The organism is Rhizobium sp. BK289 (assembly GCF_014193575.1).
In the GTDB taxonomy this organism is placed as follows: domain Bacteria; phylum Pseudomonadota; class Alphaproteobacteria; order Rhizobiales; family Rhizobiaceae; genus Rhizobium; species Rhizobium tropici_C.
Window position 1 is genome coordinate 20,638 of record NZ_JACHZO010000021.1, and the last position, 19,785, is coordinate 40,422.

A 19,785-nucleotide genomic window follows, 5' to 3' on the forward strand; every position below is an offset into this window, starting at 1 on the left:
CTGCCGGGCTTTTTATTGATTGCTTTAGCGTCCTTTCAGCATACTTGGCTTATAGATGGCATGGCCCGCAGGAGGGGCCTTGCCGATGCTCGTTCGCGTTCTTATCATTGCCGGTATCATTGCTGTTGCGGCAACCCAGGTGCCAATGCTGGTGGATAGCTATAACGAGCACGCCGCAAGGCCTGTGCCTGTCGAAGCGGTCTCGCTGGCGCCGCCGAAAGCCGAGATTCCTGTTTCCTATGGCAGCGTCCAGCTGCGTGCCAATGCCGGCGGACACTATGAGGGTGATTTCACGATCAATGGCCGGTCCGTGCACGGGATGATCGATACCGGCGCAACCTATGTCGCGATGAACGAAAGCACTGCGCGCAGCCTTGGCTTCAGCAGCGCCGATCTCGATTATCGCTACCCGATCCAAACCGCGAACGGCACCTCTAAGGTCGCCCATGTCAAACTTGACCGTCTGGAGATCGGCACGATCCGGGTCCGCGATGTCGATGCCGTGGTGGCAAAGGACGGTGCGCTCGGTACGACGCTGATCGGCATGAGCTTCATGAAGAAACTGAACTCCTATGGAGTCCAGAACGGCAATTTGCTGTTGAAGCGGTAAGTGGTCTAGGTCCATGCAAAGCCGCCGACTGCACCCGTGGCGCTGTCGTCGTCAGATCCTGCCGATGATAATGGGTGACGCAGCCGGTGCTTCGTCGACGAGGCGATAATTGGCTGAGAGATCGGCGACAGCCTTCTCCGCGCTGGCCTCATCCGCCGCGTGAACAGTCGCGATACGGTCGCCTTTGCTCACTTTCGTGCCGAGGGGCAGGATATCGCTGAAGCCGACGCGATGATCGATCTTGTCCTGCGGGCGACGGCGGCCGCCGCCGAGGTCGATTACGCTCACGCCGATCCCCCGCGCATCGCAGCCGCCAAGCCAGCCGTCGGCAGCGGCGAGAACCGGCTTCCGTACCGGCGCGCTCACCAAATGGCGATCTGGATGTTCAAGCAGATCCTCGGGGCCGCCTAGCGCGTGCACCATGCGGCCGAAGATGTCCGCCGCCTTGCCGGATGCCAAAGCCTCGCGCGCCCTGCCCTCCGCCTCGGCAACGTTCGCAGCAATGCCGGCCTGCATCAGCATTTCGGATGCGAAGGCCAGCACGACCGTTTCGAGCCGCGTGCCCGCCTTATTGCCCTTCAGGAAATCCAGGCAGTTGCGAAGCTCGACCACGTTGCCGGCTGCATCGGCCAGAGGCTGGTTCATGTCGGTAATCAGAGCCGAAGTCTTCACCCCACCACCATTCGCCACCTCCACCAGCGAGCGCGCCAGCGTCTCGGCCTCTTCCTGCGAAGTCATGAAGGCGCCGCTGCCGATCTTGACGTCGAGCACCAGCGTTTCCAGCCCGGCCGCCAGTTTCTTCGACAGGATGGAGGCGGTAATCAACGGTACGGAATCGACGGTCGCGGTGACATCGCGCACCGCATAGAGCTTGCCGTCGGCGGGCGCCAGCGCGCCGGTCTGGCCGATGATGGCGCAGCCGACTTCTTCGACCACCTTGCGAAAACGGGCGGCATCCGGGGTAATTCCATAGCCGGAAATGGATTCCAGCTTGTCGAGCGTGCCGCCGGTGTGGCCGAGACCGCGGCCCGAGATCATCGGCACGGCGAGGCCGCAGGCGGCGGCGATGGGTGCGAGCATCAGCGAGACATTGTCACCGACGCCGCCCGTCGAGTGCTTGTCGGCGACCGGCCTGCCGATGCCGTCCCAGGAGAGCGTATCGCCGGAGCGGGCCATGGCGAGCGTCAGCGCCACCGTTTCTTCCCGCGTCATGCCGCGAAACCAGACGGCCATGGCGAAGGCGCCGATCTGGCTTTCGGCCAGTTCGCCACGGCCCAACGCGCCGATAAATGCGTCGATATCGGCGGGCGAAAGAGTGGCGCCGTTGCGCTTCTGCCGGATGATCTCCTGCGGGATCATGGATCAGTAGCCCGACGAAGCCACCTTGGACTCTCCGCCGGCCAGCACGTTCAGAATATCATCGAGGAGGCTCGATGCACCGAAGCGGAAAGTCGAGGGCATGGCCCAATCGGGTGTCAGGATGGTTTCGGCAAGGCTCAAATAAAGCGCTGCGTCGGCAACGGAGCCGATGCCACCCGCCGGCTTGAAGCCGACCTTGCGGCCGCTGGCACGGATTGCCCTCAGCATGATATCGGCAGCCTCAAGCGTTGCATTGACAGCAACCTTGCCCGTCGAGGTCTTGATGAAATCGGAGCCAGCCTCGATCGCCAGTTCGGAGGCACGCCGGATCAGCGCGCTATCCTTGATTTCGCCGGTTTCGAGAATGGTCTTCAGGAGAATTGGTCCCTTGCATTCGGCTCGCACAGCGGCAACCATCTCGGTGACGGCCCGCTCATTACCCGCCAGAAACGCGTGATAGGGAATGACCAGGTCAATTTCGTCGGCACCATCGGCAATCGCTTCGCGCGCTTCGGCAGCAACATCGGCCACCTCCATATCGCCACCGGGGAAATTCACGACGGTCGCGATCTTCACGACATGATCGGTTCCGAGAATGCCACGCGCCTGCGCGACAAAACGCGGCCAGATGCAGATGGCGGCCGTATTGCCATAAGGCGATTGCGCACGGGCGCAGAGTGCCTCGATCTGCGCCGGCGTGCAGTCATCCTTGAGATTGGTGAGATCGAGAAGGGAAAGCGCAACAGCTGCCGTTTCTCTGAGGGAATGGCCCGTCATTGTGGATCTCCTTCGTCAGCGATCATTTCTTTCAAAATGGCGGCAAGGCGTGCGCCGCCGACCGGAGCCATGTCTTTCGTCTCCTCATGCGAGAGTTCTCCGCCGGTCATGCCAGCACCATAGTTAGTGATGACGGAGGCAGCGGCAACCCTCAAACCGAAAAGACGCGCCAGGATGACTTCCGGCACCGTCGACATACCGACGGCATCGGCACCCAGGATGCGCGCCATGCGGATTTCTGCCGGCGTTTCGAAGCTCGGTCCGGAAAACCACATGTAGACGCCGTGCGACAGCTTGATCTCGGCCTTTTCCGCCGCCTTGCGCATGCGCATGATGAGGTCTGTATCATAGGCGCTCGTCATGCCGACGAAACGCCTGTCGCTCTCTTCGCCGATCAGCGGGTTCATACCGGAATAGTTGATGTGATCGGTGATCTGCATCACCGACCCCGGCGGCATTTCTTCCCGCAGCGATCCGGCCGAATTCGTCAGGATCAGCGTGTCGACGCCGAGGGCCTTCAGGGTCTCGATCGGCGCGCGCATGGCATTGGCATCGCCCTTTTCGTAGTAATGCACCCGGCCGGACAGCATGACGACAGGCACATCACCGAGCTTGCCCGCGACCAGCGTGCCGGCATGGCCGGAGACGGCGCTGACCGGAAAGCCGGGTAGGTCGGCATAGGGGATTCGCAGGGCGTCAGTGACCTGATCGACGAGAGCGCCCAGGCCGGAGCCGAGAATGATGCCGTAGCGCGGCTTCAGATCGCCGAGCTTTTCGGTGAGGATCTCGACGGCCGCGCTCATCCGAGTATCTCGGTTTCAAAGCTGAAGGGGAGCATCTCGTCCATGGTCATGGTCTTCTTCACACCGGTTTCGTCGCAAAGATAGATGCGTGTCTCCTTGCTGGCAAATTCGGCAATCTTCTGGCGGCAGCCGCCGCAGGGCGGGCAGAGCGGCAGCTTCTCGGCGATGACGGCGATCTCGACGATCTTCTTGGCGCCGCCCATGATCATCTGGCTGATCGCTGTCGGTTCGGCGCACCAGCCCTGCGGGAAAGATAGGTTCTCGATATTGGCGCCAGTATAGATCTTGCCGTCCTCAGCACGGATTGCCGCGCCGACGGGGAATTTGGAATAGGGAGCATGCGCAAAGGCCATCGCTCCGCGTGCGGCCTCGAACAGATCATGCGACATGGTTCAGCGCTCCTTGGTATAGGGCACGCCACCGGCCTTCGGGGGCTTGGCGACGCCGATAAAGCCTGCAAGCAGGATGCAGGTGAGGATATAGGGCAGCGCCTGGAAAATCTGCACCGGCACCTCGCCGATGCCCGGAACCGCCTTGCCCTGCATGAAATTGGCGAAGGCATCGAGGAAGCCGAAGAGCAAGCAGGTGAACATGACCGGCACCGGCTTCCACTTGGCAAAGATCAGCGCCGCGAGAGCGATATAACCCTTGCCCGCCGACATGTTGTTGATGAAGGCGGCCGACTGGGCGATGGCGAGATAGGTACCGGAGAAGCCGCAGAGAATGCCGGCCACGATCAGCGAACGATAGCGCAGCCATTCGACCGATATGCCGGCGGTATCGACGGCGCCGGGATTTTCACCGACAGCACGCAGCCGCAGACCGAAGCGGGTGCGATAGAGAATCCACCAGGAAATCGGCACGGTAAGGAAGGCGAGATAGGTCAGGATATTGTTGCCGGAGATGACATTGGCATAGAGCGGCCCGATGAACGGAATATCGCGGATGGCATCGACACCGGGAAGGGTAATGCCGGAAAAACGAGCCGTGCCGGGCAAGGTCGGCGTACGGCCGCCCTGCCCGAACCAGGCCTGACCGAGAACGATGGTCAAGCCGGCCGTCAGGAAGTTGATCGCAACACCCGAGACGATCTGGTTGCCGCGATTGGTGATCGATGCGAAGCCATGCAGCAGACCGAGAATGACCGAGACGACGATACCGGCGCCGAGGCCGGCCCAGGGCGAGCCGCTGATCGAGGCGACGCAGGCGGCCGCAAAGGCGGAAGCCAGCATCTTGCCCTCGAGGCCGATATCGAAGATGCCGGCGCGCTCGGAAAAGAGGCCGGCAAGCGCGGTGAAGATCAGCGGGATCGACAGGCGGATGGTCGAGCCAAGAATGCTGATGAGAAGATCGTAATATTCCATGGTCTGATCCTCACGCCCTGGCGAATGTCTGGTAGATGCGCACGAGTGCCGGCCGGAACATATATTCAAGTGCACCGGCAAACAGGATGACGAGGCCCTGGATCACCACGATCATGTCGCGCGTGATGTTCGGCATATCGAAGGACAGCGCATCGCCACCTTGATAGAGAATGCCGAACAGGATTGCCGCCAGGATGATGCCGAGCGGATGGTTGCGTCCCATCAGCGATACGGCGATGCCGACGAAGCCAGCACCGAGCACGAACTCCACCTGCAAGCGCGCGGACGCGCCCATGACCGGATTGAGCGCCATCATGCCGGCGAGGCCGCCCGAAATCAGCATGGCGATGATGACGGTGCGGGCATAGGGAATGCCGGCATAAACCGCGGCCGTCGGGCTCAAGCCGAGCGTGCGCATCTCATAGCCGAGCTTGGTGCGCCAGACGAGCACCCAGACGAGGAAGCACATCACCAGCGCGATCAGGAAGGACACGTTGAGCGGAGCGGCACCGATGGTCGAGCCGAAAACGTCCATCAGCCAATCGAGCTTGGGCAACTGACCGCCCGCCAGGAAGGTACGGGTTTCAGGCGCCATCTTGCCCGGCACGATCAGCACATGCACCAGCAGGAAATTCATCATCGCCGACGCGATGAAGTTGAACATGATTGTCGTGATGACGACGTGGCTGCCGCGCTTGGCCTGCAGCCAGGCCGGGATGAAGGCCCAGAGAGCCCCGAAGATCGCCGCACCGATGACCGCAAACGGCATCGTCACGTACCAGGGCACATAGTTGTCGAGCGCCAGCGCCACGAGAGCACAGCCGAGACCGCCGACATAGGCCTGGCCTTCCGAGCCGATGTTGAACAGACCGGCATGAATGGCAACGGCGACCGAAAGGCCGGTGAAGATGAAGCTCGTGGCATAATAGAGGGTGAAGCCGATGCCCTCGCCGCTGCCGAGCGCACCCTGCAGAAGCAGGACAAGCGCATCGAGCGGGCTCTCGCCGATGAACCAGACGACAAGGCCCGAGATCAGGAAAGCGACGATCAGATTGAGAAGGGGGATCAGGCCGTAGGTAATCCAATTGGGGAGCGGAACGGAAGCCGTGCTCATATACGCCTCACGCGGCAATGCCGGCCATCATCAGGCCGAGTGTTTGTTCACCGGCTTCAGCCGACTTCTCACCGACGATATGGCCGGCGAACATGACGAGGATACGGTCCGAAAGCGCGCGGATCTCATCCAGCTCCACCGATACCAGCAGGATCGCCTTGCCAGCATCGCGCATCTCGATGATGCGGCGATGGATGAATTCGATGGCGCCGATATCGACGCCGCGCGTCGGCTGGCCGATCAGCAGCGCCTTCGGATCGCGCTCGATCTCGCGGGCGACGACGATCTTCTGCTGGTTACCGCCGGAGAAATTAGCGGTCTTCAGCCGGGCGTTTGGCGGGCGGATATCGTATTTCTCGATCTTTTCGATCGCATCCTTGCGCATGGCATCGAGATCGAGCATGCCACCGCGTCCGTATTTGCTGTCGCGGTGGTAGCCGAGCATCGAGTTCTCATATTCCTCGAACTTGAGGACGAGGCCCATGTGATGGCGATCTTCCGGAATATGGGCAAGGCCCAGGTCGCGCAGTGCAGCAGGATCGGCATTGCCGATCGGCTTGCCGTGCAGAAGGATCTCGCCTGAGGCCGGCTTGCGGATACCGGCGATCGCCTCCAGCAATTCGGACTGGCCGTTGCCGGCGACGCCGGCAATGCCGACGATCTCGCCGGCGCGGACATCGAAGGAGACATTGTCGACCATGGTGACGCCGCGGCCGTCCTTGACGGTGAGATTGCGCACCGAGAGCAGGATTTCGCCGGGATTGGGAGCGCCCTTTTCGACGCGCAGCAACACGCGGCGGCCGACCATCAGCTCGGCCAGTTCCTCGACGGTGGTTTCCGCCGTCTTGCGGGTCGCCACCATCTCGCCGCGGCGCATGACCGACACCGTATCGGTGATCGCCATGATTTCGCGCAGCTTATGGGTGATCAGGATGATCGTCTTGCCCTGGTCGCGCAGGACCCGGAGAATACGAAACAGATTGTCGGCTTCGGCAGGTGTCAGAACGCCGGTGGGTTCATCGAGGATGAGGATCTCGGCGCCCCGATACATTGCCTTCAGGATCTCGACGCGCTGCTGCTGGCCGACGGGCAGCTCTTCGATGAGCGCGTCCGGATCGACCTCGAGGCCGTAATCCTTCTCCAGCCGGTTGAGTTCGGCGCGCGCGGAGGCGACGCCCTTGGCAAGCAATGCGCCGCCTTCGGCGCCCAGCATGACGTTTTCGAGGACGGTGAAATTATCGACCAGCATGAAGTGCTGGTGCACCATGCCGATGCCGGCCGATATCGCCGTCTGGCTGTCGCGGATCGAGATTGGCGTGCCGTTGACGCGGATCTCGCCGGCGTCGGCATGATAAAAACCGTAGATGATCGACATTAGTGTCGATTTCCCTGCTCCGTTTTCGCCGATGATCCCGTGGATCGAGCCTTTGGCAACGGTCAGGTTGATATCTTTGTTTGCGTGAACGGCACCGAACTTTTTGTCGATGCCCACGAGTTCGATGGCGGGTGATTGGCTCACTATAGGGGGCTCCAGAAACCGGATTCCGGATAAGAAAAGGGCGTATGACGGTTTGCTACGTCATACGCCCTTGTTTCATATCAGCTCTTCGGGCAGGCGTTGTCGGTCGTGTAGTCGTGGACCTTGACGGTACCAGCAACGATATCAGCCTTTGCCTTGTCGACGGCAGCCTTGATTTCCGGGGTGACGAGCGGCTTGTTGTTGTCATCCATGGCAACGCCCACGCCATCTTCCTTCAGGCCAAGCTCCTGGGTGCCGGGCGTGAACTTGCCGTTCTTGGCATCGCTGAAGGCATTGTAGACTGCGAGATCGACGCGCTTGACGACGGAGGTCAGAACGGAGCCCGGATGCAGGTAGTTCTGGTTGCTGTCGACGCCGATTGAGAGCTTCTTGTTGTCGGCAGCCGTCTGCAGCACGCCGAGACCGGTAGCGCCGGCAGCAGCGTAAACGACATCAGCGCCCTGGTCGATCTGGTTCTTGGTGAGTTCGCCGCCGCGAACCGGGTCATTCCAGGCCGCACCCGTGGTACCGGTCATGTTCTGGAAGACTTCGATCTTCGCGTTGGTGGCGCGGGCACCCAGTTCATAGCCGCATTCGAACTTGCGGATCAGCGGGATATCCATGCCGCCGACAAAGCCGACCTTGCCGGTCTTCGAAGCCATGGCGGCCATGACGCCAGCGAGATAGGAGCCTTCGTTTTCCTTGAACTTGACCGAGCGGACGTTCGGCAGGTCGAGGCTGTCGTCGATCAGGACGAATTGGGTCTTCGGATATTCGGCAGCAACCTTCTGAAGCGCGGAGGTCCAGGCGAAGGAGACGGCGATGACCGGATTGAAGCCCTTGCTGGCGAAGTTGCGCAGTGCCTGTTCGCCCTGGGTGTCACCCGTCGGCTCGAAGTCGCGATAAGCGATACCGGTTTCCTTCTTGAACTTTTCGGCGCCGTTATAGGCAGCCTCATTGAAGGACTTGTCGAACTTGCCGCCGGTTCCATAGACGATTGCCGGCTTGATATCGGCCGCAAGCGCCGTTGCCGACATGGCAGCCAGTGCGAAAAGGGTCAAAAGGGATTTTTTCATGAGTTGCAGCCCTATTGTTTCTATCTTGTTGGGTCCTCCCGCAAGCCCGTTGACCGGGCATGTCTGCGGAACTGCCGGCCTCCCCCGAGGCCAAGCTGGCGCGCATCCTTGCATGGCTGCACGAAAAATTCACGAGAAATTTTTCAGTTGGTAAAGATTTGTGGGAATTGGTGAAATCCGATCCAAACGACCCGTTTTTTAAACAATTTCGGCCTGAAACTGCAATTTTATTGATCAGAAGGATGGCAATCCGGCGCTGCGCAATCGCGAACTTTGCCCCTTGCGACGATGCTATCGGCCCGTTGCCGAACACCCTCAGACAATGCCGAATTCCCTGAATGGCACAGGCCGAAGACCGCCTCTCGATCCCCTCATGCGCTGAAGCGGCCGGCGGCCGGCCGGCGCTTGTAGGCGACCATCCACAGCAGCAGCGAGAGGACCAGGAAGACGGCGAAAGCCGGCTGAAACAGCAGCCACTGCATCGCCAGATCGTAGAAGCGGGGATGGAGGTAATAGGCAATTGCCGAGCGAACGCTTGCCAGCGACGAAGGGCTGACATCGTTCCATGCGTCGCCCATCGGGGTCAGCACGACAGTGGAAGCAGCAACGGATTGAATGGAATCGATGGTGCCGGCGATGACCGCCACCACAAGCGCAACAAGGCTGGCAAAACGCAACAGGAAACGCATGAACCTCCTCCGGATACTCAACTACGCCCAGCCTTTTCAGGCCAGCCAGTCTTACGCCGCCTCGTCTCTTTCTTAGATAAGTTGACCGCGAAATAAGCGCAATGGGGATGAGATGCAGAGTTTTGCGCCGACAAGTCAAAAATCTGTCAGATTCGGGTTGATTGCCGGGAATTCATCGGTATATATCGCGGCCGTTCCGACGATTTGCTTCCTGACCGGGTGCGAAACGCCAAAGGACAGGTGGCCGAGTGGTTTAAGGCGCACGCCTGGAACGCGTGTGTACGTGAAAGCGTACCGAGGGTTCGAATCCCTCCCTGTCCGCCATTTTCCTTGTGTCCATACCGAAGACATAGGTCGCAGTCTGTCCCCAAGACATAAACGCGAGGCTGCAGCCTCTGGCCGCCGCACAGCCTTGTCTTATGCTTCAATCAGACACCGCTCTCCTCAGACAGATGCAGGCTCCTTGCCGGGTTCGCCGAACCATTGCGATGCCGCCCGGGCGACGTCTTCTGGATTGGGAGCAGTTTCGCCAGCCCAGGCGACGACACCGTCCGGCCGGACGAGCAGGGCGCTCAAGCCGAGCCGATCCTTGGCGTCGCTGGCGATATAGGTGATCCGGTCTGCCCAGCGGCTTGCCAGCGCCTCGAACGGTGCGCAGGCATCGAAATACAGCAGCAGGCCCCTACCCGCTCTCAGGAGATCGCCGAGCCTTCTGCCGTCGGCCAATTCGAAATCAGGAGCGCTGCGGCCGACGAGCGGGTGGCTGCCGCCAAGTTCGTAGCGGAGGGAAATGCCCCAGACGCGTTCGGCGAAATAGGTGGCGCCGTCGCGCGTATCGATCAGATCGCGGATGATGGCTTCAAGCGCGCGTGAACTCCGGCTTGGCCGCATGAGCCCGACCTGCGCGCGCGACCAGTCGAGCACCTGGGCTCCGATCGGATGCCGCTCGCTCGAATAGGTATCGAGCAGGCCGTCCGGCGCTTCGCCGCGGATGGTCGCGGCAAGCTTCCATCCCAGATTCATCGCATCGCCGAGCCCGAGGTTAAGGCCCTGACCGCCCAGAGGGGAATGGATGTGTGCGGCATCGCCGGCGAGCAAGACTCGCCCTTTACGGTAAGCCGTCGCGTGGTAGGCGCGGTCCGTCCACGTGGTGGCAAGCTTGAGCGCCGTTAGAGTGGCGTCGGTGACGGAGATGCGGCGCAGCACCTTCTGCACATGCTCAAGCGTAATCGGCTGGGTCCGGTGGAAGGCACCGCCATCGAAGTCGACCATCGTGATCGTCCCGGGCGGCGTATAGGTGTACATGCCCATCGCGGTGTAATGGCGGCCGGGACGAAGCTTGTCAGGGTCCGCCATCTCGATCTCGGCGGAATAGCCGGTGAATTCGGGATCGGTGCCGACGAATTCGAAGCCGCCGGCCTTGCGGACGGTGCTGCGGCCGCCGTCGCAGCCGACGAGCCAGGATCCGCGAAAGGTCTCGCCGCCGGCTCGAACAGTGACGTCCCCGTCGAACTGATCCAACTCCTCGACGCCGAAACCGCGCTTGATTTCGACCCCCATCGCCTCGGCGCGAGCGGCGAGGACAGCTTCAAGGGCTTCCATCTCGACCATCATGCTGGTGCCAGCCGGGCTCGGCAGACGATAGGGCCACTTGGAGGCGTCGATTTTATCGCAAAAGAACTGGATGCCGGCGAAATGGCCGCCCGGCCGACGCGGCTGGTGCATCCAGTGCGCAGCAGGCGAGGCACGATCGCCCGAACCGTCCTTTGCGGGTTTGGGCGCAGCGACATCGTCTAGCAGGCCGCGACGATAGAAGGCTTCGATGGTTGGGGAGGAAAGGCCGCGCATGCCGAAGGGAAGGCGCTTCAAGGGCGAGCGCGGATCCTCGGCCTGCTCCAGCACCAATACGGAGAGACCGGCGAGACGCAGCTCGCAGGCGAGAAATAAGCCGACGGGTCCACCGCCGGCAATCAGAGCATCATAAATCAAGGCAGAACTCCTCAAGCGAACGGCGCTGCAAGGGCGTCAGACATTCCGGCTTTGGGCAGTCTCAGCCGGCGCGAGTTGTTGGAAAATGCGCACCCATTCGGGCAGGTGACGGTCCGGTCACAAGAACGGCGATAAAACCCGTGCCGATTTCACGAATTTCGTCATGGTAGTGAAATTTTTACACTCAGTATAAGTTTACTTATGGTATAATTATCTTTATGTCAAACCGAATCAAACTCCGGGACCGCAAGAAGGAGATGACGCGTCAGGCGATCTCCAACGTCGCAACGCGCCTGTTCGTCGAACGTGGCTTCGACAAGGTTTCCGTCACCGACATCGCTGACGAAGCGGAAGTCGCCAGGAAGACTGTGTTCAACTACTTCCGCCGCAAGGAGGATCTCGTCTTCGATCGCGAGGACGAAGTGCGGGAACTGGTGCAGAAGGCAATTGCCGATCGCGGCCGCGTGCCACCAGTCCGCGCCTTCCAGGCGCTGATGCGGGAACTGGTGGAAGCACAGCATCCCCTGTTCAGGATTACAGAACGGCCCATCCAGTTCTGGCGCATGGTCGCAGAGAGCCCGACGCTGACGGCGCATGCGCGCGGGCTGCAGGTGACACTTGCCGACGATCTCTCGAGAATTCTATCCGATGCGGTGGGACGGCCGCGCTCCGATGCGGATGCACATCTCGCGGGCGCAATGCTGATGGCGACGCTGGTGGCCGCCTATGGCGAGGCACTGCGTGTCTTTCGCGAGAATGGAAAGCCCGAAGCCGCCCTGCTAGACATCATCGACCGCGGCTTTATCGGCATCAACGCCGCGCTTGTCGGGACGCCCTATATCTGACCCTGGAAATTTCCGGTCGCAGTCTGAAATCGACGAAAACCCGGCTGAAGGATCGGCCGGGTTTTCGAATGCGTGGTCCGTCAGGCCATCGGCCATCTTCAGATCGTGGCAGACAGCATCAACATCAAGCCGCGGAAACCTGCAGCTCGGCAAGATCCTGAAGCAGCGTCGGGCCGTTGGGTTCCCAACCCAGTTTCTGTCGGGTCTTGGCGCTGGAGGCCGGCATGTCGTACGTGGTGAACATAGAGAGCCAGCCGAAATAGTCCTGCGCCTCCGCCTTGTCGATGGATTTGACCGGCAGCTTCAGGCGCCGGCCGATCGTCTCGGCGATATCGCGCATCGGCACGCCTTCCTCGGCAACCGCATGATATCTGGCATTCGGTTCGGCGCGTTCGACGACGAGGCGATAAAGGCGAGCGACATCGGAAAAATGGGCCGCTGGCCAGCGATTGAGCCCGTCTCCGACATAGGCGCAGGCGCCCTTTTGCCTGAATATTTCGATCAGGGGAGTAATGAGCCCCTGGCTGACCGGATCATGCACCTGCGGCAGCCGCACGAATGAGACATTGACGCCGATTTCGCTGGCCAATATCCCCGCCTCCTCGGTGGCGGCACGCGGATGCCTGTCGGAGTGGACGATCGGATTGTCCTCCTTGGCGGGCTCGCCCGGCACCGTGTTGGCGATCGGCGTGCCTGATGTAATGACCAGCGGCCGAGCCGAGCCGGTGAGCGCCGAGGTAAGCGTTGCGATGACGCGTCGGTCATCTTCGCAATTCTGCGCGAATCTCGAGAAGTCGTGGTTGAAGGCAAGATGGATGACGCCATCCGATTGCGAGGCGCCGCGTTTCAGGATTTCCGCATCCTCGATCGTGCCGTGAAGAACTTCCGCGCCCGCGGCGGCAAGCGCTACGGCCTTTTCCTGGGAACGTGAAAGGCCAAGCACCTGATGGCCCGCACCGATCAATTCCCTGACGACATTCGAGCCGACATTTCCAGTCGCGCCGGTAACGAATACACGCATAAGCACTGTCTCCTTTTTTCGTCGGAGACAAATCTGTGCCCATCGTTTATTCTGGTAAAGTAGTGACCTTATCATAGTAAAGACACTAACAGCATGACCGATCTTATCGAAACCGAAAATGTGCTCGGGACCTATCTGAGGGACCGCCGCGCGAAACTCGACCCATCCGCCCTGGGATTTGCCGGCGACCGGCGACGCACGCCCGGGCTTCGGCGCGAGGAAGTGGCGCAGCGCGCCAATATCAGCCCGACCTGGTACACGTGGCTAGAGCAGGGCCGTGGCGGTGCGCCTTCCGCCGACGTGCTCGACCGGATCGCCCGCGCGCTGATGCTGACGGAAGTGGAGCGCGAGCACCTATTCCTGCTTGGCCTTGGGCGTCCGCCAGAAGCGCGTTACCGCAAAAATGATGGCGTTACGCCGCGGCTGCAGCGCGTGCTCGATGCGCTGGAGCCGAGCCCCGCTATTATCCGGACCGCCACCTGGGACGTCATCGCCTGGAACCGGGCAGCGCCAGTGATGCTGATCGATTACGGATCGCTGCCGCCGGAAGAACGCAATATTCTGCGCTATATCTTTCTCGATCCGCGTGCGCGCGCCGTGCAATATGATTGGGAAAGCGTCGCCCGTTTCGCCCTGGGCGCATTCCGTGTCGATGCGGCGCGCGCGGGCGCATCGAGTGAGATAGAGCCTTTCGTGGCAGAACTTTGCCGCATCAGCCCTGAATTCAGGGCCATGTGGCGCGAAAATGACGTTCCTGGCACCCATACCGAAGCCGTCAAACATATACGCCATCCCATCCTCGGCCCGCTGGCATTCGAGTATTCGGCCTTTTCGGTCGACGGCCGGACGGATCTCAGCATGATCGTCTACAATCCGGCAACGCCTGACGATGCCGAGCGGATCAGATCGCTGCTGCCCAAACTCTAGCGCGAAGATGTTTGTTGCAAGCATGCGCACGCTTGTTATTCCACGGATGCCTGACGCCATCCAACATCGCTGCCCTTCACGGCGAAGCCGACTGCGCCTTCAATCGTAATAGTTCGGAGCCTGCTTGAACCGAGGCCATGCCTCGGGATCATGCCCGGTGACCACCATGGCCTTGGTCTGTTCGGCAAGCGCGCGCAGCTTGCCGACGGATCGCACCGTGTCGACGGCGGACGCCATGAAGCCGGGGAGCGCCTCTTCGTTCCAGTGATCGAGCGTATAGGCGGCATCGATGGTCAATAGTATCGCGCCCGAGGTCGGCAGCCGCACCAGGAAGGATTGGTGGCCGATACTGTGGCCCGGCGTGAAGACCATCCGCAGCACGCCGTCGCCGTAGAGATCGTAACCGTCAATCGCATCGCCGTCCAGGAAGTGCCACTTCAAGCCGGGGCGATCGAAATCACGGCGGATATAGGCACCGGCGGCGAACCAGTCCGGCGCAAAGGCGTAGTCATATTCGCGACGCTGGACGATATGGGTCGCGTTCGGGAAACGGCCGATAGCGCCGCTGTGATCGGAATGCAAGTGGGACAGCGCAACGAAACGGATGTCCTCGCCGTATAGACCGAGCTTCGCCAGCTGCGCAACGCATCCCTGTTCCTCGGTCATGAAGGGCTGATAGCTGTCGACCGCATCGCCCCAATAGCCGCGCGGATCGGCCAGACCTTCCGCCGCCAGTCCGCCATCGATGACGACATTACCCTTCGGATGCATCAGCAGAAACCAGGGAACCGGAATTTCGTAATCGGCGTCGCCACCCAGATTCATCCTGATGTCGTGGGCCTTGCAGCGCTGCGTGCCCGATTGAAACATGTAAAGCCTGATATTGCCCATGAGCCTGACCTCTGATTTTCGATTGCGTGCAGTTTTCGGCGATCAGAGGCACGTCGGGTAGACGGCATCATCCGCTTTCATTTATCGGCTGTGCCGATATATTGACCTTCATGGATCTGTTGGTGGCGATGCGTGTCTATGTCAGAGTCGTGGAAAGGGGCAGCATGTCGGCCGCTGCCCGCGATCTTGGCATGGGGCAGCCTGCCGTCAGCGAGCGGATTGATCGGCTGGAGCAATATCTCGGTGCGCGGCTATTGCTCAGAAACACCCGCAAGCTTTCCGTCACCGATGTAGGTGCCGCCTTTTATGAGCGCAGCAAGCAGGTGCTCGAAAGTGCCGACGATGCGCTGACCGTCGTGGATGGCGATCAGTCGCTCCGCGGCATGCTGAGGATCGCAGCACCGCACGGAGTCGGCGAGGTCATTTTGCCGTCGATCCTACTGCAGATGCGCAAGCGCCATACGTTGCTCAAGATCGAGCTGATCCTCAACGACAGGATCGTCGATCCGGTGACGGAAGGCGTCGACATTTCGCTGCGCCTGGGGGATCTCGGCGGGGGCAGCTTCATTGCCCGCAAGCTCGGCCATGTCGGCCGCGTCCTGGTGGCATCGCCTGCCTATCTCAATGAGCATGGGACACCGGCGATACCCGACGAACTTGCCGACCACCCCTTCCTGCGGGTCTCCGGCCTGTTCAACAACGGCCGGATTCCGTTGATCTATCCGAACGGACAGACCGAACTTGCCACCGTCGATATCGCCTTGAGCACCAGCCATTGGCGGCCGCTGCACCGCCTGCTGCTGGATGGAGCCGGCATCGGTGTCCTGCAGGAGCCGGTTTGTGCAGAGGATCTCGCCGATGGCAGGCTGATCCGTCTGCTGCCCGGCTTTATCGTGCCGGGCTTCGATCTCAACGCGCTCTATCCGGCGACAAGGCCCTTTCCGCCGCGGATTCGAGCGGTTCTCTCCCTGCTGGAAGAACAGTTGCCGAGGATTCTGATCAAGCAAGCCTGAGCGTTGGAAAGCTACCTGACGCTCTGGGTCGCCACTTTTGGCGTTGCCCGCAAGGTCAGCGCCCAGAAGAGCAGCGTTGCGAGGCTTATCGCTGCGCCGGAGAGGCAGACGCCCGGCCAGCGGGCATGAGCGTAGATGATCGTCGATGTTGATGATCCCGCAGCGCTGCCGATGGAGTAGAAGATCATATAGGCGGCGGTCAGCCTGTTCTGGGCATCGGGCCTGACGCGATAGATCATGCCCTGATTGGTGACGTGCACCGCCTGCAAGCCGAAATCGATGACGAGGACACCGAGAATCAGCCAGAGGATCGAACGGTCCAGCATCGAAATCGGCAACCAGGCAAGAAACATGACTACCAGTGCGATGCCCGTCGTGCGCTGGCCATGGCCACGGTCGGCCCAGCGCCCTGCCCTTATGGCGCCGAGTGCGCCTGCCGCGCCGGCAAGACCGAACAGGCCGACTTCGGTGTGGGACAGCGAATAAGGCGGAGCGGTCAGCGGCAGCACCAGAGGAGCGAGCAACGTGGTGATATTGGCGAAGATCAGCATGGCGATCACGGCGCGGATACGCAGGACCGGTTCTTCAATCAGTAGAGCGCCCAGCGAGCGGATGAGGCCGACATAGGAGAGTCCGCTTCTCGGCTTGTCCTGTCGCGGCAGCGCGCGCCAAAGAAGAAGCGCTATCACCGTCGTCAGCACGGCCGAGACGATGTAGACGGTCCGCCAACCGGAGAGATCAGTCAGCGTTCCCGCGACGCTGCGCGCCAGCAGGATGCCGAGCACGATGCCGCTCGTGACCATGCCGACGATATGGCCGCGCTCGGCGGGATGCGCCAGGCTCGCCGCATAGGCAACGAGCACCTGTGTGACCACGGCCAGAAAGCCGACCGCAGCCATGGAAGCGAGCAGCATTGCGGCACTAGAGGAGAAGCCGACGCAGAGGAGCGCCGCAACGCTCAGCAGCGATTGCACGATGATGAGCTTGCACCGGTCGACGAGATCGCCGAGCGGCACCAGCAGGATGAGGCCGAGGCCATAACCGAGCTGCGTGGCGCCGACGATCAGGCCGGCAGCCGTGCGCGACAGCTTGAGATCATCGGCCATGACATCGAGAAGCGGATGGGCGAAATAAGCGTTAGCCACAGCAAGGCCGCTCGCGACAGCAAAGAGGAAAATTGTCGCTCGTGTTAGCTGCGAATTGGTTTTTCCGGAATATTCGGTACCCTCCGTTAAATAATCTCGCGGGAAACGACGGCGCGCAACGTCCTTCGTGCTGCCCGCCGGCGGCGCGTCATGATCGATCGTCATTGCAAAACTCCCGATTCTTCGGTTTAATAATGAAACCAAATATCGAGTAACATTGTTTGGTTTAATAATGCAACCATTCTTGCAAGTAAAAAACCGAGAAGGCTAAGCCGATGGTCGCGCGAAAAAGTTTTAAAGGCAATTACTGCCCGAGTGCGCGGTCGCTCGACGTGATCGGCGACTGGTGGTCGCTCCTGATCGTACGCGACGCCTTCGACGGACTGACGCGCTTCGGCGAATTTCAGAAGAGTCTCGGCATCGCCAAGAACATTTTAACCGAACGCCTGCGAACGCTCGTCGCAAGCGGCATACTGGAGCTTGTACCAACAAGCGAAGGCGGCACACGCATGGAATATCACCTGACAGCGATGGGAAAGGATCTCTTCCCGGTCATGGTGGCGTTACGGAAGTTCGGCGAGCGCCATCTCTTTGCGCCGGCCGAGGAACATTCGCTGCTGGTGGATCGCGCCACCGGACAGCCGGTGCAGCTCGATATCCGGGCGCAGGACGGCAGATCCATCGGCCCGGACGAAACAATTATCTTGAAGGTGCCGGAAGGGGAATAGACGAGGCAGGGCCGCGGCCAAGCCCTCTCTTTGAAACGAACCTCCTGCGCAGAGGCGCAGATCCCGATCTCGTCGCCGAGCGACCATTCCGTTGCCCGCGAGGCCAAAGCCGCAGGCGAGCAAGACTGCCTCAGAAAGAGGCTTTGACGAGCATCTCGGCGCCGAGCGCGAGGAGACAGATCAGGAACCAGCGGCGGAACGTGGCCGGGCTGACGCGATTGCGGATGATCTGGCCGAGCCACATGCCGGCGAGCGCCGGGATGATCGCAAGGGCAGATAGCGCGATATTGTCGATGCGGAATGCGCCATGCCAGGCGAGTGCGCCGGCAAGCGCCACCGTGGAGACGGTGAAGGAAAGGCCGAGCGCCTGAACCAGCTCTTCCTTCTCCAGGTCAAGCGCCTGCAGATAGGGCACCGCCGGCACGACGAAGACGCCAGTTGCCCCAGTGAGCAGGCCAGTGACGGCGCCGACGAACGGCGATAGCAACGGCTCGAACCTTGCGGGCACATGCAGTTGACGGGCGAGCAAAGCATGGCCGGCATAGAGGATGAGGGCGATGCCTAGCGCTGCCGCGGTCCTGCGGGTATCGCCGGCGGCCAGCAGATATGAGCCGGCGAAGGTTCCGATGATTATGGCAAGAACCAAGAGAAGGAAACGACGGGCAAGCGCGCCAAAACTCGGGCCTGCCAGCAGCTGCCAGACATTGGTGACGAAAGAGGGCACGATCAGCAGGCTCGCTGCCATCATCGGCGAGATCAACGTACCCAAGACGCCCATCGCCACGGTCGGCAGCCCCATGCCTGTGACGCCCTTGACCATGCCGGCCATAAAGAAAGTCGCGAAGATCGCCGCGACGAGCCATATCGAATGATCCATCATACCCTTTCACTAACAGACGCGAGGCCGGGCACAATACGGATGATGCGAGGCCAGCCTTCGGCTATTCCGAAGGCTGGATATGCGGTAATCTCCACTCCATGCGCTTCGATCTGACCGACCTTCGCCTTTTCCTCGCCGTCGTCGATGCCGGCAGCATCACGCATGGGGCCACCGATGTCGGTCTTTCGCTGCCGGCCGCCAGCGAGCGGCTGCGCGACATGGAGGTAAGTGGCGGCGTACAGCTTCTGGAGCGTGGGCGGCGCGGCGTGAGCCCGACGCCTGCCGGCGAAGCACTGGCGCATCATGCCCGGCTGATCCAGCGGCAGCTCATGCAGATGCGCGGCGAGCTTGGCGAGCACGCAAGCGGCCTGCGCGCGACAGTCCGGCTTCTCGCCAACACTGCCGCGATTGTCGAATACCTGCCGCCGCGCCTTGCCGGATGGATGGCAAAACACCCACGGACGGATATCGACCTCAAGGAGCGCCAGAGCATCGAGATCGTGCGGGCTGTTTCGGCAGGGCTGGCCGAGATCGGCATCCTGTCGGACGCGGCCGATACCTCCGGCCTGATAATGCGGCCCTTCGCGATCGACCGGCTGGTGGTGGTGATATCTAGCGATCATGCGCTGGCGGCGACAAAGCGGATCGCTTTTGCAGAAATCCTTCACGCGCATTTCGTCGGGCTCACAGGCGGAGCGCTGCAGGATCATATCGACGCACAGGCCGCCCGGCTCGGCACCCGGTTGAAAATGCGCGTGCGGATGCGGACATTTGAGGCCATCTGCGATATGGCAGGCCAGGGTATCGGTCTCGGCATCGTGCCCGAAAAGGCGGCAAGGCGCTGCAGCCGATCCGCGAAAATTGCAACCCTCCTTCTCACGGACCGGTGGGCGACGCGCCGGCTTTCGATCTGCGCTCGCTCCCTCGAAGAGCTTCCGTCGCCGGCCCGCGATCTTTTCGAGCATCTGGCAACGATATGACCGTGGCCTGTTGAAAAGACGCATTGGGATCGACTAGTCTCGCCACGTGGCTGTC

At 61.2% G+C, this 19,785-nt stretch carries 21 protein-coding genes and 1 tRNA gene; 8 read left to right on the plus strand and 14 right to left on the minus strand.

Annotation, left to right across the window (positions count from 1 at the left end):
- Positions 1–85: 85 nt before the first annotated feature.
- Positions 86–610 carry a TIGR02281 family clan AA aspartic protease gene (locus FHT84_RS28565; RefSeq protein ID WP_183765425.1) on the plus strand — a complete coding sequence of 175 codons (525 nt, stop codon included), beginning with the start codon at positions 86–88 and terminating at the stop codon, positions 608–610.
- Positions 611–661: 51 nt separating this feature from the next.
- On the opposite strand, the gene deoA is transcribed toward FHT84_RS28565, so the two are convergent.
- The 8 genes from deoA to FHT84_RS28605 form a co-directional block, all read right to left on the minus strand.
- Positions 662–1,969 carry a thymidine phosphorylase gene (deoA, locus tag FHT84_RS28570; RefSeq protein WP_183765427.1) on the minus strand — a complete coding sequence of 436 codons (1,308 nt, stop codon included), beginning with the start codon at positions 1,967–1,969 and terminating at the stop codon, positions 662–664.
- A 3-nt stretch (positions 1,970–1,972) separates the two neighbouring features.
- Positions 1,973–2,746 carry a deoxyribose-phosphate aldolase gene (gene deoC, locus FHT84_RS28575; RefSeq protein ID WP_183765430.1) on the minus strand — a complete coding sequence of 258 codons (774 nt, stop codon included), beginning with the start codon at positions 2,744–2,746 and terminating at the stop codon, positions 1,973–1,975.
- Positions 2,743–3,549, minus strand: a complete 807-nt coding sequence (locus FHT84_RS28580) for a purine-nucleoside phosphorylase (RefSeq protein WP_113250936.1) — start codon at positions 3,547–3,549, stop codon at positions 2,743–2,745. The genes deoC and FHT84_RS28580 overlap by 4 nt, the downstream gene beginning before the upstream one ends.
- Positions 3,546–3,938 (minus strand): cytidine deaminase, encoded by a 393-nt coding sequence (locus tag FHT84_RS28585; protein ID WP_183765433.1) that lies wholly within the window; start codon positions 3,936–3,938, stop codon positions 3,546–3,548. The genes FHT84_RS28580 and FHT84_RS28585 overlap by 4 nt, the downstream gene beginning before the upstream one ends.
- A gap of 3 nt (positions 3,939–3,941) precedes the next feature.
- The gene (locus FHT84_RS28590) at positions 3,942–4,913 is read right to left on the minus strand and encodes an ABC transporter permease (RefSeq protein WP_113250935.1); all 972 of its coding nucleotides are present in this window, start codon (positions 4,911–4,913) and stop codon (positions 3,942–3,944) included.
- 10 nt (positions 4,914–4,923) lie between these two features.
- Entirely contained in the window at positions 4,924–6,027 is a 1,104-nt protein-coding gene (locus FHT84_RS28595; protein WP_112341861.1) for an ABC transporter permease, read from the minus strand.
- 7 nt (positions 6,028–6,034) lie between these two features.
- The gene (locus tag FHT84_RS28600) at positions 6,035–7,546 is read right to left on the minus strand and encodes an ABC transporter ATP-binding protein (RefSeq protein ID WP_112341860.1); all 1,512 of its coding nucleotides are present in this window, start codon (positions 7,544–7,546) and stop codon (positions 6,035–6,037) included.
- 80 nt (positions 7,547–7,626) lie between these two features.
- Entirely contained in the window at positions 7,627–8,622 is a 996-nt protein-coding gene (locus FHT84_RS28605; protein WP_112341859.1) for a BMP family ABC transporter substrate-binding protein, read from the minus strand.
- Between the two features lie 59 nt (positions 8,623–8,681).
- Here FHT84_RS28605 and FHT84_RS28610 point away from each other — a divergent pair, with 59 nt between their 5' ends.
- The gene (locus FHT84_RS28610; protein ID WP_183765436.1) at positions 8,682–8,960 is read left to right on the plus strand and encodes a hypothetical protein; all 279 of its coding nucleotides are present in this window, start codon (positions 8,682–8,684) and stop codon (positions 8,958–8,960) included.
- A 33-nt stretch (positions 8,961–8,993) separates the two neighbouring features.
- Here the strand turns inward: FHT84_RS28610 and FHT84_RS28615 are convergent, their stop codons facing one another.
- Positions 8,994–9,311, minus strand: coding sequence for a hypothetical protein (locus FHT84_RS28615; protein ID WP_183765439.1), 318 nt, complete (start codon positions 9,309–9,311; stop codon positions 8,994–8,996).
- A gap of 234 nt (positions 9,312–9,545) precedes the next feature.
- Between FHT84_RS28615 and FHT84_RS28620 the strand changes: the two genes are divergently transcribed.
- Positions 9,546–9,635 (plus strand) — tRNA-Ser (locus FHT84_RS28620).
- Positions 9,636–9,755: 120 nt separating this feature from the next.
- Here the strand turns inward: FHT84_RS28620 and FHT84_RS28625 are convergent.
- A complete protein-coding gene (locus tag FHT84_RS28625) occupies positions 9,756–11,300 on the minus strand; it encodes an FAD-dependent monooxygenase (RefSeq protein WP_183765442.1) in 1,545 nt (514 codons plus the stop codon).
- 218 nt (positions 11,301–11,518) lie between these two features.
- On the opposite strand from FHT84_RS28625, the gene FHT84_RS28630 reads away from it, so the two are divergent.
- Positions 11,519–12,145: a TetR/AcrR family transcriptional regulator gene (locus FHT84_RS28630; protein WP_183765446.1), complete on the plus strand. Its 627-nt coding sequence runs from the start codon at positions 11,519–11,521 to the stop codon at positions 12,143–12,145.
- A 124-nt stretch (positions 12,146–12,269) separates the two neighbouring features.
- On the opposite strand, the gene FHT84_RS28635 is transcribed toward FHT84_RS28630, so the two are convergent.
- Positions 12,270–13,166: an SDR family oxidoreductase gene (locus FHT84_RS28635; protein ID WP_113250916.1), complete on the minus strand. Its 897-nt coding sequence runs from the start codon at positions 13,164–13,166 to the stop codon at positions 12,270–12,272.
- 93 nt (positions 13,167–13,259) lie between these two features.
- Between FHT84_RS28635 and FHT84_RS28640 the strand changes: the two genes are divergently transcribed.
- Positions 13,260–14,093, plus strand: a complete 834-nt coding sequence (locus FHT84_RS28640; RefSeq protein WP_113250915.1) for a helix-turn-helix transcriptional regulator — start codon at positions 13,260–13,262, stop codon at positions 14,091–14,093.
- 99 nt (positions 14,094–14,192) lie between these two features.
- Here the strand turns inward: FHT84_RS28640 and attM are convergent, their stop codons facing one another.
- The gene (gene attM / locus FHT84_RS28645) at positions 14,193–14,984 is read right to left on the minus strand and encodes an N-acyl homoserine lactonase AttM (RefSeq protein WP_183765449.1); all 792 of its coding nucleotides are present in this window, start codon (positions 14,982–14,984) and stop codon (positions 14,193–14,195) included.
- 128 nt (positions 14,985–15,112) lie between these two features.
- Between attM and FHT84_RS28650 the strand changes: the two genes are divergently transcribed.
- Complete coding sequence (locus FHT84_RS28650; protein ID WP_281411515.1) at positions 15,113–15,997, plus strand: LysR family transcriptional regulator; 885 nt, start codon at positions 15,113–15,115, stop codon at positions 15,995–15,997.
- Positions 15,998–16,008: 11 nt separating this feature from the next.
- Here the strand turns inward: FHT84_RS28650 and FHT84_RS28655 are convergent, their stop codons facing one another.
- Positions 16,009–17,307 (minus strand): MFS transporter, encoded by a 1,299-nt coding sequence (locus FHT84_RS28655; protein ID WP_183765452.1) that lies wholly within the window; start codon positions 17,305–17,307, stop codon positions 16,009–16,011.
- A gap of 110 nt (positions 17,308–17,417) precedes the next feature.
- Between FHT84_RS28655 and FHT84_RS28660 the strand changes: the two genes are divergently transcribed.
- Positions 17,418–17,870, plus strand: coding sequence for a helix-turn-helix domain-containing protein (locus tag FHT84_RS28660; protein WP_113250911.1), 453 nt, complete (start codon positions 17,418–17,420; stop codon positions 17,868–17,870).
- Positions 17,871–18,000: 130 nt separating this feature from the next.
- Here FHT84_RS28660 and FHT84_RS28665 read toward each other — a convergent pair whose 3' ends face one another.
- Positions 18,001–18,750: a sulfite exporter TauE/SafE family protein gene (locus FHT84_RS28665; RefSeq protein ID WP_183765455.1), complete on the minus strand. Its 750-nt coding sequence runs from the start codon at positions 18,748–18,750 to the stop codon at positions 18,001–18,003.
- A 98-nt stretch (positions 18,751–18,848) separates the two neighbouring features.
- Here FHT84_RS28665 and FHT84_RS28670 point away from each other — a divergent pair, with 98 nt between their 5' ends.
- Complete coding sequence (locus FHT84_RS28670) at positions 18,849–19,730, plus strand: LysR family transcriptional regulator (protein ID WP_183765458.1); 882 nt, start codon at positions 18,849–18,851, stop codon at positions 19,728–19,730.
- Positions 19,731–19,785 lie beyond the last annotated feature (55 nt).

Excerpts from the sequence above, each read along its gene's own strand:
- FHT84_RS28610 (WP_183765436.1), top strand. The coding sequence starts at position 8,682 with ATGTCTGCGGAACTGCCGGCCTCCCCCGAGGCCAAGCTGGCGCGCATC.
- FHT84_RS28585 (WP_183765433.1), bottom strand. The coding sequence starts at position 3,938 with ATGTCGCATGATCTGTTCGAGGCCGCACGCGGAGCGATGGCCTTTGCG.
- FHT84_RS28595 (WP_112341861.1), bottom strand. The coding sequence starts at position 6,027 with ATGAGCACGGCTTCCGTTCCGCTCCCCAATTGGATTACCTACGGCCTG.
- deoA (WP_183765427.1), bottom strand. The coding sequence starts at position 1,969 with ATGATCCCGCAGGAGATCATCCGGCAGAAGCGCAACGGCGCCACTCTT.
- attM (WP_183765449.1), bottom strand. The coding sequence starts at position 14,984 with ATGGGCAATATCAGGCTTTACATGTTTCAATCGGGCACGCAGCGCTGC.
- FHT84_RS28650 (WP_281411515.1), top strand. The coding sequence starts at position 15,113 with ATGCGTGTCTATGTCAGAGTCGTGGAAAGGGGCAGCATGTCGGCCGCT.
- FHT84_RS28630 (WP_183765446.1), top strand. The coding sequence starts at position 11,519 with ATGTCAAACCGAATCAAACTCCGGGACCGCAAGAAGGAGATGACGCGT.
- FHT84_RS28605 (WP_112341859.1), bottom strand. The coding sequence starts at position 8,622 with ATGAAAAAATCCCTTTTGACCCTTTTCGCACTGGCTGCCATGTCGGCA.
- FHT84_RS28615 (WP_183765439.1), bottom strand. The coding sequence starts at position 9,311 with ATGCGTTTCCTGTTGCGTTTTGCCAGCCTTGTTGCGCTTGTGGTGGCG.
- FHT84_RS28670 (WP_183765458.1), top strand. The coding sequence starts at position 18,849 with ATGCGCTTCGATCTGACCGACCTTCGCCTTTTCCTCGCCGTCGTCGAT.
- FHT84_RS28635 (WP_113250916.1), bottom strand. The coding sequence starts at position 13,166 with ATGCGTGTATTCGTTACCGGCGCGACTGGAAATGTCGGCTCGAATGTC.
- FHT84_RS28640 (WP_113250915.1), top strand. The coding sequence starts at position 13,260 with ATGACCGATCTTATCGAAACCGAAAATGTGCTCGGGACCTATCTGAGG.
- FHT84_RS28655 (WP_183765452.1), bottom strand. The coding sequence starts at position 17,307 with ATGACGATCGATCATGACGCGCCGCCGGCGGGCAGCACGAAGGACGTT.
- FHT84_RS28580 (WP_113250936.1), bottom strand. The coding sequence starts at position 3,549 with ATGAGCGCGGCCGTCGAGATCCTCACCGAAAAGCTCGGCGATCTGAAG.
- deoC (WP_183765430.1), bottom strand. The coding sequence starts at position 2,746 with ATGACGGGCCATTCCCTCAGAGAAACGGCAGCTGTTGCGCTTTCCCTT.
- FHT84_RS28590 (WP_113250935.1), bottom strand. The coding sequence starts at position 4,913 with ATGGAATATTACGATCTTCTCATCAGCATTCTTGGCTCGACCATCCGC.
- FHT84_RS28665 (WP_183765455.1), bottom strand. The coding sequence starts at position 18,750 with ATGATGGATCATTCGATATGGCTCGTCGCGGCGATCTTCGCGACTTTC.
- FHT84_RS28660 (WP_113250911.1), top strand. The coding sequence starts at position 17,418 with ATGGTCGCGCGAAAAAGTTTTAAAGGCAATTACTGCCCGAGTGCGCGG.
- FHT84_RS28565 (WP_183765425.1), top strand. The coding sequence starts at position 86 with ATGCTCGTTCGCGTTCTTATCATTGCCGGTATCATTGCTGTTGCGGCA.